The organism is Campylobacter sp. US42a (assembly GCF_004379055.1).
Lineage (GTDB): Bacteria > Campylobacterota > Campylobacteria > Campylobacterales > Campylobacteraceae > Campylobacter_D > Campylobacter_D jejuni.
This window is the reverse complement of the sequence record NZ_RYYK01000003.1, coordinates 14,183-27,806: the sequence shown is the minus strand read 5'-3', so window position 1 is coordinate 27,806 and position 13,624 is coordinate 14,183. Positions and strand designations below refer to the sequence as shown.

15 protein-coding genes are annotated in these 13,624 nt (G+C 30.8%); 7 read left to right on the top strand and 8 right to left on the bottom strand.

The features are described 5' to 3' along the window. The first annotated feature begins 9 nt into the window (after nucleotides 1–9). The 4 genes from rplS (at nucleotide 10) to ELQ10_RS03560 (ending at nucleotide 2,602) form a co-directional block, all read left to right on the top strand. Complete coding sequence (gene rplS / locus ELQ10_RS03575; protein ID WP_002854824.1) at nucleotides 10–366, top strand: 50S ribosomal protein L19; 357 nt, start codon at nucleotides 10–12, stop codon at nucleotides 364–366. Between the two features lie 132 nt (nucleotides 367–498). Then, the gene (gene uraH / locus ELQ10_RS03570; protein ID WP_002852246.1) at nucleotides 499–912 is read left to right on the top strand and encodes a hydroxyisourate hydrolase; all 414 of its coding nucleotides are present in this window, start codon (nucleotides 499–501) and stop codon (nucleotides 910–912) included. A gap of 23 nt (nucleotides 913–935) precedes the next feature. Then, nucleotides 936–2,276 carry a 3-deoxy-7-phosphoheptulonate synthase class II gene (locus ELQ10_RS03565; RefSeq protein ID WP_134250203.1) on the top strand — a complete coding sequence of 447 codons (1,341 nt, stop codon included), beginning with the start codon at nucleotides 936–938 and terminating at the stop codon, nucleotides 2,274–2,276. Next, nucleotides 2,273–2,602, top strand: coding sequence for an ArsC/Spx/MgsR family protein (locus tag ELQ10_RS03560; protein ID WP_002854966.1), 330 nt, complete (start codon nucleotides 2,273–2,275; stop codon nucleotides 2,600–2,602). Before ELQ10_RS03565 ends, ELQ10_RS03560 begins: the two co-directional genes overlap by 4 nt. Nucleotides 2,603–2,614: 12 nt before the next feature. On the opposite strand, the gene ELQ10_RS08710 is transcribed toward ELQ10_RS03560, so the two are convergent. Then, entirely contained in the window at nucleotides 2,615–2,857 is a 243-nt protein-coding gene (locus ELQ10_RS08710; RefSeq protein ID WP_279586137.1) for a SelT/SelW/SelH family (seleno)protein, read from the bottom strand. 192 nt (nucleotides 2,858–3,049) lie between these two features. Here ELQ10_RS08710 and dnaE point away from each other — a divergent pair, with 192 nt between their 5' ends. Further along, on the top strand, nucleotides 3,050–6,652 hold the full coding sequence (dnaE, locus tag ELQ10_RS03550; protein WP_134250202.1) for a DNA polymerase III subunit alpha: 3,603 nt from the start codon (nucleotides 3,050–3,052) through the stop codon (nucleotides 6,650–6,652). Nucleotides 6,653–6,664: 12 nt separating this feature from the next. Here dnaE and ELQ10_RS03545 read toward each other — a convergent pair whose 3' ends face one another. Genes ELQ10_RS03545 through ELQ10_RS03525 form a run of 5 tightly spaced genes read right to left on the bottom strand, consistent with a single transcriptional unit; the run spans nucleotide 6,665 to nucleotide 10,602 of the window. Continuing rightward, complete coding sequence (locus tag ELQ10_RS03545; RefSeq protein WP_002855231.1) at nucleotides 6,665–7,297, bottom strand: YggS family pyridoxal phosphate-dependent enzyme; 633 nt, start codon at nucleotides 7,295–7,297, stop codon at nucleotides 6,665–6,667. 35 nt (nucleotides 7,298–7,332) lie between these two features. Continuing rightward, nucleotides 7,333–8,082: a flagellin C gene (gene flaC, locus ELQ10_RS03540; RefSeq protein ID WP_044305946.1), complete on the bottom strand. Its 750-nt coding sequence runs from the start codon at nucleotides 8,080–8,082 to the stop codon at nucleotides 7,333–7,335. A 37-nt stretch (nucleotides 8,083–8,119) separates the two neighbouring features. Continuing rightward, the gene (locus ELQ10_RS03535; protein ID WP_052862129.1) at nucleotides 8,120–8,590 is read right to left on the bottom strand and encodes a DUF4149 domain-containing protein; all 471 of its coding nucleotides are present in this window, start codon (nucleotides 8,588–8,590) and stop codon (nucleotides 8,120–8,122) included. Between the two features lie 12 nt (nucleotides 8,591–8,602). Beyond that, nucleotides 8,603–9,418, bottom strand: coding sequence for a HemK/PrmC family methyltransferase (locus tag ELQ10_RS03530; RefSeq protein ID WP_134250201.1), 816 nt, complete (start codon nucleotides 9,416–9,418; stop codon nucleotides 8,603–8,605). Further along, on the bottom strand, nucleotides 9,415–10,602 hold the full coding sequence (locus ELQ10_RS03525; protein WP_134250200.1) for a M48 family metallopeptidase: 1,188 nt from the start codon (nucleotides 10,600–10,602) through the stop codon (nucleotides 9,415–9,417). The genes ELQ10_RS03530 and ELQ10_RS03525 overlap by 4 nt, the downstream gene beginning before the upstream one ends. Nucleotides 10,603–10,728: 126 nt before the next feature. On the opposite strand from ELQ10_RS03525, the gene ELQ10_RS03520 reads away from it, so the two are divergent. Beyond that, a complete protein-coding gene (locus ELQ10_RS03520) occupies nucleotides 10,729–10,914 on the top strand; it encodes a hypothetical protein (protein ID WP_002825403.1) in 186 nt (61 codons plus the stop codon). Here the strand turns inward: ELQ10_RS03520 and mog are convergent. Beyond that, a complete protein-coding gene (gene mog, locus ELQ10_RS03515; RefSeq protein ID WP_002842823.1) occupies nucleotides 10,911–11,453 on the bottom strand; it encodes a molybdopterin adenylyltransferase in 543 nt (180 codons plus the stop codon). The genes ELQ10_RS03520 and mog overlap by 4 nt on opposite strands. Nucleotides 11,454–11,473: 20 nt before the next feature. Next, nucleotides 11,474–12,457, bottom strand: coding sequence for a magnesium/cobalt transporter CorA (gene corA / locus ELQ10_RS03510; protein WP_002799370.1), 984 nt, complete (start codon nucleotides 12,455–12,457; stop codon nucleotides 11,474–11,476). A 116-nt stretch (nucleotides 12,458–12,573) separates the two neighbouring features. Here corA and ELQ10_RS03505 point away from each other — a divergent pair, with 116 nt between their 5' ends. Beyond that, entirely contained in the window at nucleotides 12,574–13,620 is a 1,047-nt protein-coding gene (locus tag ELQ10_RS03505) for an extracellular solute-binding protein (RefSeq protein ID WP_134250199.1), read from the top strand. The last annotated feature ends 4 nt before the right edge of the window (nucleotides 13,621–13,624 follow it).

Here is a 13,624-nt window from a genome sequence, read left to right as displayed (position 1 = left end):
GGATTTTTTATGAAAAATAAATATATAGAACAATTTGAAGCAAAACAAATTGAAGGTAAAAATGTTCCAGATTTTCGTGCTGGTGATACTTTAAAGCTTGCAATTCGCATCAAAGAAGGGGATAAAACAAGAATCCAAAATTTTGAGGGTATTTGTATTGCTAGAAGAGGTAATGGAGTAAGTGAAACTTTTATCGTGCGTAAAATGGGCGCTAATAATGTTGGCGTTGAGAGAATTTTCCCTATTTATAGTGAAAGTTTAGAAAGTATTACTGTTTTGCGTCGTGGTCGTGTACGCCGTGCAAGATTATTCTACTTAAGAGATAGACGCGGTAAAGCAGCGCGTATTAAAGAGCTTAAAAAATAATTTATAATTATTTTTTATTATAAGCCTAACAATTAAATAATTATAATTAATTTATAATTTTTATTATTTGATTTTAATTATTAATAATACTCTTGTATAATATTCCTTGTAAATATTATACAAGGAGAGAAAATGTTTTCTATTAAAAAAACTTTATTAATACTAGCAAGCGTGCCAATGTTTTTGAGTGCTACTGAATATCAATTAAGTACTCATGTCTTGGATATTACTTCTGGACAACCTGCTCCTAAAGTAAAAGTTGAGCTTTATAAGTTGGAAGCAAATCAACAGTGGAAAAAAGTAAGTGAAGAATTTACCGAAGAAAATGGTAGAATAGGAGATTTATTACCATATGAAAAAGCTGAAAATAGGGCTTTTGGAATTTATAAGCTTAAATTTTTCACAAAAGACTATTACACATCACACAAAATAAATACTTTTTATCCTTTTGTAGAGGTAAGTTTTGAGCTTTCTAAAGATCAAAAACATTATCATGTTCCAATAACCCTTTCTCCTTTTGGTTATTCAACTTATAGAGGAAGCTGATAAATAAAACGAAAGAAAAAACCATGTGGACTAAGAATTCTTGGAAAAACTATCCTATAAAACAGCAACCTATCTATCCAGATCAAGAGGAAATGAATAGAGTTTTAGCAAGACTTGAGAAGCTTCCTCCTTTGGTTTTTGCTGGAGAAGTGAGAAATCTTCAAAAGTCTTTAGCAAGAGTTTGTAAAAAAGAAGCTTTTTTACTTCAAGGTGGAGATTGTGCTGAAAGCTTTGAAAATTTTGGCGCTGTAAATATCCGTGATATGTTTAAAATTTTACTTCAAATGGCTATAGTGCTTACATTTGCCGGTGGATGTCCTGTTGTAAAAATTGGTCGTATTGCAGGGCAGTTTGCCAAGCCAAGAAGTAGTGATTTTGAAGAGTTAAATGGTATAAGTCTTCCTAGTTATCGTGGTGATATTATTAATGGTTTTGAATTTAGCGAACAAGCACGCATTCCTGATCCACATAGAATGCTTGAAGCTTATTATCAAAGTGCAACAACGCTAAATTTGTTGCGTGGATTTGCTAAGGGTGGTTTAGCAGATTTGCATGAAGTACATCGTTGGAATTTGGGCTTTTTAAAAAAGAGTGAACTCCATAAGCAATATACTGATATCAGTGAAAAAATTTCACAAGCTTTAGCTTTTATGGAAGCTTGTGGAATTAATACAAGTAATACGCCGAGTCTAAGAGAAGTTAGTGTTTATACTTCACATGAAGCTTTGCTTTTGCCTTATGAAGAAGCTTTAACTAGAGTGGATAGTTTAAGTGGGGAAATTTACGGTTGTTCAGCTCATATGCTTTGGATAGGCGAAAGAACAAGGGCGCTTGATGAAGCTCATGTACATTTTTTAAGAGGAGTAAAAAATCCTTTAGGGGTTAAAATAGGACCTAGTGCAAGTGCTGATGATATCATAGCTTTAGCAAATGTTTTAAATCCAAATAATGAAGAAGGAAGATTAAATATTATTATCCGCATGGGTGCAGATAAAATTATCAATAATTTGCCAAAAATTTTCTCTAAACTTAAAAGTGAAGGTTTAAATTTAGTATATAGCATAGATCCTATGCATGGAAATACAGTAAAAGCAGGTAATTTTAAAACACGTGAGTTTGATAAAATCATGCAAGAAGTGAGATCTTTTTTTGAGATTGCAATAAGCGAAGGAGTTTATCCAGGTGGGGTGCATCTTGAAATGACTGGGAAAGATGTAACAGAATGTACAGGTGGTGCAAGCAATGTTACTGCTCAAAGCTTGGAAGATCGTTATGAGACTCAATGCGATCCAAGACTTAATGCGGATCAAGCATTAGAACTTGCTTTTTTAATCGCAGATTTGGTAAAAAAGGCTAGAAAATGAAACTTTATGGTATTAAAAATTGCAATTCTGTAAAAAAAGCTATGGATGCTTTAACACAAAAAGGCATTGTGTTTGATTTTATGGATATTAAAAAGATTAATCAAGATATTTTATACACATGGTTAAAACAAAAATCTTTTGAAGAACTTATCAATACTGCTGGATTAACTTCTAAAAAACTTGGTTTAAACAAAGAAAAAGTTAAAAATTTAAATGAAAAAGAACTTGAAAAAATTGTATTGGAAAATCCAAGTTGTATTAAGCGTCCTATTATCGAGTATGAGCAAAACATATATATTGGTAAGGAATATGAGAAAATGTTATGATAGAGTGTTTGATTACACTCTATTTTTTATTAATTGATTAATTTCATTTTGATATGGAAATCTTTCGCTTTCGCAATTAATAAGTTGTGTTTTAGAGAAGATAACTTTTCCGTCTACTTCAACGATAAAATCACCTCTGCGGCCAATTTCAAATTCTACTTCAACATCTTTGAAATCGCTTTGTAGTTCTTCTGCAACCCTTGCAGCTTGTGGGCGATAATTTCAAAGATTGCAATAAGCAATTTTTACTTTCATCATTTCATCCTTTGAGAAGTTCTTTTTATTAAGATTAAAATCTTAGATTTTATTATAGTTTATTTTGGCTGAATTTTTGCCTTTTTGTAAAATTTAAGTTGAAATTTAGGACCAATTTCTTTCAAATTCAGCGAGAAAAATTTATAATTTTTATCAAAATTAAAATAAGCCTTAAAAAACTAAAGGAAGAAAATGAGTCAATTTACACACTTGCATTTACATACAGAATATTCTTTGCTTGATGGAGCCAATAAGCTTAAAGAATTAGCTTTGACTTTAAAAGAGCAGGGTGCTACAAGTGTGGCTATGACAGATCATGGAAATATGTTTGGGGCAATTGATTTTTATCAAACAATGAAAGCACAAGGTTTAAAACCTATCATTGGTATGGAAGCATATTTGCATAATCACGATGAATTAGATGATAAAAGTTCTCGTCAGCGTTTTCACCTTTGTTTGTATGCAAAAAATGAGATCGGATATCAAAATTTAATGTATTTAAGTTCTCAAAGTTATATTAAAGGTTTGTATTATTATCCACGTATCAATAAAAAGCTTTTGGAAGATCATAGCGAAGGTCTTATTTGCTCTTCTGCTTGCTTGCAAGGTGAAGTAAATTGGCACTTAAATACTTATAGTGAAAGAAATGTGCGTTTTGGTGCAAAAGGCTATGAAGCAGCAAAAGAAGCGGCATCATGGTATAAAAAAGTTTTTAAAGATGATTTTTATTTTGAAATCATGCGTCATGGTATAGGCGATCAAAGAATGATAGATGATGATATTATCAGACTTTCTAAAGAATTAAATATAAAAATTATTGCTACAAATGATACGCATTATACTTTCAAAGAAAGAGCGGCTGCCCATGAGGTTTTTATGTGTATAGCTATGGGAAAAAAACTTAATGATCCTGATAGAATGCGTCATAGTGTGCATGAATTTTATGTTAAAAGCCCTGAGCAAATGAGTGAGCTTTTTGCAGATATTCCAGAAGCTATAGAAAATACACAAGAAATCGCGCAAAAATGTAATTTAGAGCTTAATCTTGGCAATCCCACTCCACCGAATTTTAAATTTACAAGAGAATATGCTAAAGATCATAATATTATCTTACCTGAAGAAACAAAAGAATTTAGCTTTGATAATGATGATATAGTTTTTGAAGAACTTTGTAAAAAAGGACTTGAAGAGAGATTAAAATTTATCGATGAAAGTAAGCATGAAGAATACAAACAAAGACTTGAAGTAGAAATTAACATCATTAAAAATATGAAATTTTCAGGTTATATGCTTATTGTTCATGATTTTATTAAAGTGGCTAAGGATAAAGGTATTCCAGTAGGCCCTGGAAGAGGATCAGCTGCAGGAAGTTTGGTTTCTTATTGTTTAAGGATTACGGATTTAGATCCTATTCCTTATAGTCTACTTTTTGAGCGTTTTTTAAATCCTGAGCGTGTGAGCATGCCTGATATTGATGTGGATTTTTGTCAAGACAGACGTGCTGAAGTGATTGATTATGTGATTGATAAATATGGAGCGGATAAGGTTGCACAGGTGATTACCTTTGGTAAACTTTTGGCTAAAGGGGTGATTCGTGATGTGGCTAGAGTTTGTGATATGAGTATTCAAGATGCTGATGAGCTTGCTAAACTTGTGCCTGAAGAGCTTAAAATCACTCTTGATGCTGCTTATGAAAAAGAACCTAAAATCAAAGAATTTATCGATCGTCATCCTAAAGGTCCTGAAGTTTGGGAGTATGCAAGAGCTTTAGAAGGATTAAATCGCAATGCGGGTATGCACGCAGCAGGTGTTGTAATTTCTAATGAAAGTTTATGGAAGAAAACTCCGCTTTTTAGACAAAGTAAAAATGATGAAAGACATTTGGTAACGCAGTATTCTAAAGATCATTTAGAAGATGTGGATTTGATAAAATTTGACTTTTTAGGTCTTAAAACCTTAACAGTAATCAATAATGCGATCAAGCTTATTAAAAAGCGTTACAATAAAGACATTATTTGGGAAACTATAGATGTAAATGATAGCAAAGTTTATAAAACCATACAAAGTGGAAATACTTTGGGAATTTTTCAAATCGAATCAGGCGGTATGCAAAGTTTAAATGCACGCTTAAAACCAGAGCGTTTTGAAGATATCATTGCGGTTCTTGCGCTTTATCGTCCAGGCCCTATGGAATCAGGAATGCTTGATGATTTTATCGACAGAAAGCATGGTTTAAAAAGTATAGAATATCCTTTTGACAGTTTAGAAAAGGTTTTAGAACCTACTTATGGGGTTATTGTTTATCAAGAACAGGTTATGCAAATTGTTCAAATTATAGGTGGCTTTTCTTTAGGAGGTGCTGATGTAGTGCGTCGTGCTATGGGTAAAAAAGATCCTGAGAAGATGAAAAAGCTTAAAACTGATTTTGCAGATGGAGCAGAAAAACAAGGATATGATAGAGCAAAAGCTGAGGATTTATGGGAGCTTATCGTAAAATTTGCAGGATATGGTTTTAATAAATCTCACTCTGCGGCTTATGCGTTGATTACTTTTCAAACAGCTTATTTAAAAACTTATTATCCTAGTGAATTTATGGCAGCGCTTTTAACAAGCGAAGAAAACAATGTGGATAAAATTGCTGTTTATATTGATGAGATGAAAAAAATGAATATTAAACTTTTACCTCCATCGATTAACAAAGCGATCCGTGAATTTAGTGCTTTAGAGCAAGATGGCAAGGATGCTATTATATACGGACTTGGGGCTATAAAAAGTGTGGGTATTCCTGCAGTTGAAAATTTACTTGAAGCAAGACAAGATGGAGAATTTAAGGATATTAATGATTTCTTAGGTAAGATAGATCCTACCAAAATAAACCGTAGAACATTAGAAAGTCTTATTAAGGCAGGGGCTTTTGATGAGTTTGGTTTTACTAGAAAAGCTTTGTTTGATAATATGGAAAATCTTAGCGAAGCATCGCGTAAAATGGCTGAAGTAAGAAAAAATGCTGCAAGTTCTCTTTTTGGTGAAGAGGAATTAACTTCAGGTGTTCAAGTAAATTTTACTCCCAAAAATGAAGAATTTGAAGTGATGGAAAAATTAGGATATGAAAAAGAAATTTTAGGAATTTATGTTTCAGGCCATCCTTTAGATCGATTTTATGAACAAATTAATGCCATAGATTATGTTAAAAGTTTAGATTTTGAAAGTTTAAAAAACAATGGAGAAATTTTAAGTATAGGTAAAATTGAAGATTTCAAATCCATGATGAGTAAAAATAATAAGCGTTATGGTAGAATTGAAATTTTGGATTATTATTCTTCGTTTGATGCTACTGTATTTGAAAGCAATGTAGAAGAAATAGAAAACATTATCAAAGATGAAAATTTAAAAAATAATGCCTATGGTTTTGTATTGGGATTTAAGGCTGAGGGAGGGGAGAAGCCTAGCTTTTTTTTAAAAGCAATTAAAGATTTACAAAGTCTTGAAGATGGTGAGATTAAAGCTATAAAAAAATTTGGAGCAAAAAAAGATTTCAAAAATAAAGAAGAAAATCATTTTACCGCAGAACCTAAGGAATTTGAAAAAAATATCATAGAGCTAGATTTGACAAGGTTAAATAGAGAATTAATCTATGAAATTCATGAAATTGCTAGAAATGCACATAATCCTAATGAAAAAAATAATAAAAAACTTGTTTTAAAAGTTATTAGCGCGGGATCTTGCTTGCTTTATCATACAGATTTTATTATCTCTGATAGTATAGTAGAGGAAATTTCTAATAAATATGCTTAAGTAAGATTGTTCTTACTTAAGATTTTTAAATAAAATGCTTCCAAGTCTTACTAAGTTGGATCCGCATTTTATAGCAATTTCAAAATCATTACTCATCCCCATAGAGCAAATTTTAGCCCCATGTTTTTGAAGAATTTCATAAATTTTAAATGTAGTTTCAAAGCTTTTGATAATACTTTCTTTATCTTGGCTGTGTGATCCTATGCTCATTACGCCACAAAGATTTAGATTAGAGCATTCTTCTTGTATTTGTAAATATTCTTCTACAGCTTGATTTGGATCTAGACCGCTTTTGCTATTTTCATTTGCACTATTGATTTCTAATAAAGTATTTAATTTATAATCAAGTCTTTTGTCCATAGCTTTAGCTATTTTAATACCATTGCAAGAGTGCCATAATATAGGTTTTTGTTTGATTAAGAGATTGATTTTGTTGCTTTGTAGCGTTCCTATAAAATGCCACTTTATGTCTAGTTTTTTTTCATCAAGATTTTCTTTTTTTTGTGCTAGAGCTTGGACTTGATTTTCTCCAAATTCTACTATACCTTGATCAAAAAGCTTTTCAATTATACTTGCATCGACATACTTGCTTGCGGCTACAAGACGAACGTTTTTGGTTTTTTCTAAAATTTGCTCTAAAGTCATTTTGATAAAGAAATAAGCCCTATTTAGGGCTTATATTATTGTAACAAATTAGCAATTTTGCTTTGAAGCTGTATGTTGGATTGCGCAGCAACAAAAGCAGCAGCATTTTCTTTTAGATAATTGGCATTAAAATCATTGACATTTTTTGCCATGTCATTATTGAGTAAATTATTTTCAGCTGCTTTTGAATTAATACTATTTTGAACACTTGCGTTAATATTTGATGTGATGGCATTGATACCTGAGCCTATTTCACTTCTTAAACTTCCAAGTTGATCCATAAAATTTGTAATACTATCTTGATTATCTATACTTAATCCACCTGTTGCTAATGGATTTAAATTTGTAGTTTCAGTTCCGCTACCTACTACAAAATTCATAGTTTGAAAGACATTTTTTCCATTATAAGTTGCATTATTAAAAGAATCATTGATGGATTCTTGTATGCGTGTTGCTTCTGTTCTTAGCATTCCTTTTTGAGAATCATTAAGTGCAGCATTGTTCATTTTTACTGAAAGTTCATTAAGTCTATCTGCGCTTTGAGAGATATTGGTAAGGCTAGCATCTGCAATTTGTAAAACCCCTATAGCATCATAAGCATTTGCGACACCTTGATCTATAGTGCTTGATTGAGATCTTAAAGAATCAGCAATAGCTAAATTAGCACTATCAACTCCACTTATTGCGCGAACAGCTGCAATATTTTCTAAAGCTTTATCGCTAGCTTTTTGTGCATTATTTAAATAATAATTTTGCTGCATCATAGTTGCATCAGAGATCATCATGGCCTACTCCTTCTCTTTCGGATTTATTTATATTTTATCATTTTTTTGCTATTTTAAAGCTTAAGAAATATAAAAAAACTTGCATTACCAAGATGATTTTAATCACCACTTCACTTGCATTATGGATACTGATAAATTCTTGAGTTTTTGTAGCGTTTTCGCCTAAGTTTTGGAGTTCAATTATGGTATTAGTAAAATAAAAAACAAATATTAAGCTTAAAATCAAAATAAGCAAACTCAGCATAAATTTTGAAAATTTTATTTGAAATTTCATTTCATCTTTTATAAGAGAATAAATTTCATATAAAAAATTAACCACTGAAACAAAAATCAGTAAATATCCCATTTTAATAAAAATTTGCGTCATCATTAAGCCACTTTGAAAATGGCTCAACACTCCTTCTCCTATAAGATTTTGAGGAAAAAAAATTGTTGGTGCAACAACTATTCCTAGTATGAGTTCAACCCCTATGATGGAGGCAAGTAAAAATAAATTAACAGCTTTCAAGAGTTTCTCCTTTTATTTTTTATCATAACGCATATTTGTAAATTTAGCTATAAAAGCACGATTATAACCTTGTTCATCTTTGAAAAAATCAACAATGAAATTATTTTGATATAAAATTTTTTCCAAAATTTCTTTTTGATCATAGCCAAATTCGCAAGCTAAAAATTTAACTTTTTTATCAAGGGAAAAATGTATGATTTCTTCTAGAATTTCATATCCTTTTTCTCCGCCAAATAAAGCCTCTTTGGGTTCTTTTTGCACCCAAATATCTATAGGATATGAATTTTTAATATAGGGTGGATTTGAAAAAATAAAATCATAATTTTCTTTAATTTGCTTAAAATTACAAAGTTTAAAGTCAATCAAGTGATCGACTTTGTGTAATTTAGCATTCTCTAAAGCTAATTCTAAGGCTTTGGGATTGATATCGCAGGCTGTGATTTTTAACCCAAGTTCTTTGGCTAAAACAATGCTTAAAATTCCGCTTCCAAATCCTATTTCTAAAATCCCATTAAAAGTATTTTTTTTGCATAAATTTAAAATTTGAAAAAGTAAAATTTCACTATCGTAGCGAGGGATTAGAACGCCTTTTTTTATCTTAAATTCTAATCCCCAAAAATCCACTTTTTCAAATATATATTCAAAAGGTTCCCCAGATTTAAAACGCCTTATAAGCTCAAAATAAGGTTCATGATCTATTTTTATATCTTGGTTTAAAAATAACCAAGCTTTATCTTTTTTTAGATATTCACAAAGTATAAATACTGCTTCATTTTCATAACCTTTTAAGCTAGATTTAGCTTCTATAAGAGCATTTTTTATAGTCAAGAAAGAGCCTTGATTCTATCACTAATACTTGGATGGCTGAGATAAAAAAATGTATATATTTTACTTGTTTTGATAAAAGCTTTATTTTCTCTTGCTAGAGCTATCAATGCATTTTTCATATCTTCTTTGCTTGTAACTTTAGCTCCGTGTTGATCAGCTGCAAATTCATTTTTTCTACTTAAGGCATTAAGCATAGGAGAGATTAAAAAGCTAAAAATATTTGCCAAGATAAATAAAAGAGCAAACACGCCACCATTTACTCCTTCTAGATGACTTTCTAAGTAAACAAATTCAGGTAAATTTGCAAAAACAAAAAAAAGTAAAAACATAGTTATAGCGCCGTTAAATAAAGCTTTGATAATATCCTTATGAACAAAATGTCCAAGCTCGTGTCCTAAAACAGCTAAAAGTTCTCTTTCATTTAAGGCTTTTAATAATGTATCAAAAAGCACCACTCTTTTGCTTTTAAAAAGTCCACCAAAATAAGCATTTAAACGCTTATCTCTTTTGCTTGCATCAATAACATAAACCCCATTTGCACTAAATCCGCATTGTTTCATTAAAGAGCTGATTTTTTTCAGCAAATTTTCATCGTTTAGTTTTTCCATTTTATTAAAAATAGGTGCTATCAAGGTAGGGTAGATGAGATTTATAATCACTATAATGCAAAAGGCAAAAATAAAGGCCGCAATCCACCAAAAAGTTCCAAAAAAATCATAACAAAAAAGCAAAGCATAAAGGATTAAAAATCCAAATATTAAAGTTAAAATAAGACTTTTCATAGTGTCTTTGATAAAAAGTTTTACAGTCATATTTGAAAAACCATGGGCTTTATCTTTGATAAAACTTTCATAAATACTTAAAGGTAGATTTAAAATACTTGTGATTATTAAAAAAGATAATAAAAATAAAGTATTTTCAAAACGAGTGTTGCTTGAGATAAGCAATTCTTTAAGATATAAAAATCCAAAACCTATCCATGCAATATTGATGATTAAATTATAAAAATTGGAAAATAGTTTAAATTTTTCATTTTCGATGGCAATATCTGCTGCATTTTGATAGTCTTTTTCGCTTAAAATTTGAGCTTGTTTGTCTTTTTCTCTTTCTAAGAAACGAATTTGAGCATAGGAAATCCAAGATAAAAGTGCTATGTAAAGACATAAAATTGCAATTAAAGTCATTATTTTTCCTTGATTGGTTTTTTGTGAATTCTAGCTTAAAATAATGAAATAAAGTTAATAGTTTAAAATCTAAAATAATATTCTTTTCAACTAAGTTGATGTATATTTATAAAAAAGGATTAAAGAATGTTTTTTAAGAAAAAGATTTCACAAAAGCAAAAAGAAAAGCCTAAAATTCCGATCAATGATGTGATTTTAGATGACAGGCTTTGTAAGTTTAAAAATAAAGTGCAAAAGATAAGTAAAGATGAGGCTTCAGCAAGTCTGCTTGCTAGACAATTAAGCAGACTTATCAGAGCTAATAAATTTTAATTTTGACATTTTTTCTTAGGACGAAAAACCTTAATAACTTCATCATTTGCTTCTATATAAGCACCTTCTATCAAATCGATACAGTAAGGTATAGCTGGAAAAACAGGCTCTAGGCATTCTTTTATAGCCTTAGGATTTCCTGGTAGATTAATGATAAAAGATTTATTGCGAATTCCTGCACTCTGTCTTGAAAGTATAGCTGTTGGGACATATTTTAAACTTTCTAAGCGCATAAGTTCTCCAAAACCTGGCATCATTTTATCACACACGGCTTCCGTGGCTTCTGGGGTTACATCACGAAGTGCTGGACCTGTACCTCCGCTTGTAACAATCAAATCGCATTTTTTTTCATCTGCTAGATAAAGTAATTTTTTAATGATTAAATCATAATCATCAGGGATTAATTCTTTATGATAAATAATATCATTTTTTATATATGAATTTAACACTCTTTCAATTTCAGCAGTGGCTTTATCTTCGTATATACCACTACTTGCTCTATCGCTTAGGGTTAAAATTCCTATGTTTATTGTATCCATTGTTTCTCCTTAATAAATTTTTATAACCATCCTTTTTTCTTGAAAACAACCAAAGGTAAAATGATAGAAATTACCATCACGCCAAGCACTATGGGATAAGCATAGTGAAGTTCAAGTTCGGGCATGAATTTAAAATTCATACCATAAACAGTTCCTATTAAAGTAGGTGGCATCATGGCAACAGTTGCAACGGTAAAAATTTTAATGATTTTATTTTGTTCTATATTGATTTGGCTGGCTAAAATGGTTTGGATATTATCTAAGATATTAAGTTGCGAAACGCTAAATTCAACCAAAGAATTTAAGTCTTTTAAAACTATAGTGAGATTTTGTTTTATGTCTTTATCGATTTTATCGCTTTTTAACAAAGAAGTCATAGCGCGACGCTTATCAAATAAAGAATCTCTTACGCGCATATTAAGCTCTTGCAAACTTGAAATATCCTTTAGCATTTCATCATAACTATATTCATCTTTTTTTTCTAAAACACTTGTTCTTAAGCGTCTTGCTTCTTTATCTATCCATTCTAGTAAATCCGCATCTTTTTCAACGCGCACTTCAAACATTTTATCAATAATATCAAAACCATCTTCAAAATTCTTCGGACTAGCTAAAATCCTTGCTTGAATTTCTTCAAAAGTGCTAAATTCGTTATATCTTATAGTAAATAAGATATTTTTAGCTGTAGCAAAAGTAACAATTTCTGTGCGAAGCTTGATTAAATTCCTATCTTCTTCATCGCTTTTAAGATCTCTTACTAAAAAATGAGCATTGATGGTTATTGTCGCATTATCTTCCCAATATTTTGCGCTAAGCTCTATTTCTTCCCTTTCTTCTTTTGTAGGAAACTCAAGATTAAATTCACTTGATATAAAAGCAATTTCTGCTGCACTTGGATGAAGTAAATCAATCCATAAAATATTTTGTGGTAGTTCTTGACTATCGAGATTAAAATTGATTCTTTGAACTAAAGCATTTTGAGTTTTGATATAAATATAAAGCATGATCGCTCCTTGTTTATGACTTTAAAATTATAACCTTGTTTGCTTAAAAATTAACTTGTTTCTAAAATGTTTCTAAAACTCATTAAATTTCCAAAATATTTTTTGAAAGGAAAAAAATGAGTAAGAAATTTTTCTTAAGTTTAGGTCTTGTTGCTTTATTGTTTTCAAATTCACAAGCTATTGATGAGAATTTGATTAAAGCTGCGCAAGCAGAAGGTGGGGTAAATTCTTTAGCTATGCCTGATACTTGGGCAAATTGGAAGGATACTTGGGCAGATCTTAAAAATCTTTATGGCATAGAACATAGTGATACAGATATGAGTTCAGCTCAAGAAATTGCTAAATTTAAAGCCGAAAAGAAAAATGCAAGCGGTGATATAGGGGATGTAGGAGCTTCTTTTGGAGAGATAGCGGTTAAACAAGGAGTAGCTCAGCCTTTTAAGACAAGCTACTGGGATCAAATTCCAACTTGGGCTAAAGATAAAGATGGAAATTGGCTTTTAGCTTATACAGGAACCATAGCTTTTATAGTCAATAAAGATGTAGTAAAAGATATACCTAAAACTTGGCAAGATTTGCTTAAGGGAAATTATAAAATTACCGTGGGTGATGTAAGTGTAGCAGCTCAAGCTGTGAGTGCAGTTTTGGCAGCTAATTATGCCTTAGGTGGGGATGAAAAAGATTTAAGTCCTGCTTTAGCTTTTTTTAATACTTTAGCCAAACAAGGAAGACTTGTAAATAATGATGTAAGTATAGCCAATCTTGAAAAAGGTGAAGTTGAAGTGGGTTTAGTTTGGGATTTTAATGGTTTAGGCTATAGAGATAAAGTGGGCAAAGATCGTTATGAAGTTTTAATCCCTGCTGATGGTAGTGTTATTTCGGGTTATACAACTATTATCAATAAATACGCAAAACATCCAAACGCAGCTAAATTAGCTCGTGAATTTATACTTTCTGATAAAGGACAAATCAATCTAGCAAAAGGTTATGCAAGGCCAATAAGAATTGATCATATTACCTTGCCAGATGATATAAAAGCTAAACTTTTACCAAGTGAGCAATACAAAAATGCAAGAGCAATCAAAGATCAAAAAGCTTGGGAAAAAAGCGCTAAAGAATTGCCACAACTTTGGCAAGAAAAAGTTATAGTGGATATGAAATAAAGGA

Bases quoted from the DNA above. Each gene is read 5' to 3' on its own strand.
- ELQ10_RS03525 (WP_134250200.1), bottom strand. From the start codon at position 10,602: ATGACTTTAATTGCAATTTTATGTCTTTACATAGCACTTTTATCTTGG.
- ELQ10_RS03520 (WP_002825403.1), top strand. From the start codon at position 10,729: ATGTTTTTTAAGAAAAAGATTTCACAAAAGCAAAAAGAAAAGCCTAAA.
- corA (WP_002799370.1), bottom strand. From the start codon at position 12,457: ATGCTTTATATTTATATCAAAACTCAAAATGCTTTAGTTCAAAGAATC.
- dnaE (WP_134250202.1), top strand. From the start codon at position 3,050: ATGAGTCAATTTACACACTTGCATTTACATACAGAATATTCTTTGCTT.
- ELQ10_RS03505 (WP_134250199.1), top strand. From the start codon at position 12,574: ATGAGTAAGAAATTTTTCTTAAGTTTAGGTCTTGTTGCTTTATTGTTT.
- mog (WP_002842823.1), bottom strand. From the start codon at position 11,453: ATGGATACAATAAACATAGGAATTTTAACCCTAAGCGATAGAGCAAGT.
- flaC (WP_044305946.1), bottom strand. From the start codon at position 8,082: ATGATGATCTCTGATGCAACTATGATGCAGCAAAATTATTATTTAAAT.
- ELQ10_RS03565 (WP_134250203.1), top strand. From the start codon at position 936: ATGTGGACTAAGAATTCTTGGAAAAACTATCCTATAAAACAGCAACCT.
- ELQ10_RS03560 (WP_002854966.1), top strand. From the start codon at position 2,273: ATGAAACTTTATGGTATTAAAAATTGCAATTCTGTAAAAAAAGCTATG.
- rplS (WP_002854824.1), top strand. From the start codon at position 10: ATGAAAAATAAATATATAGAACAATTTGAAGCAAAACAAATTGAAGGT.
- ELQ10_RS03545 (WP_002855231.1), bottom strand. From the start codon at position 7,297: ATGACTTTAGAGCAAATTTTAGAAAAAACCAAAAACGTTCGTCTTGTA.
- uraH (WP_002852246.1), top strand. From the start codon at position 499: ATGTTTTCTATTAAAAAAACTTTATTAATACTAGCAAGCGTGCCAATG.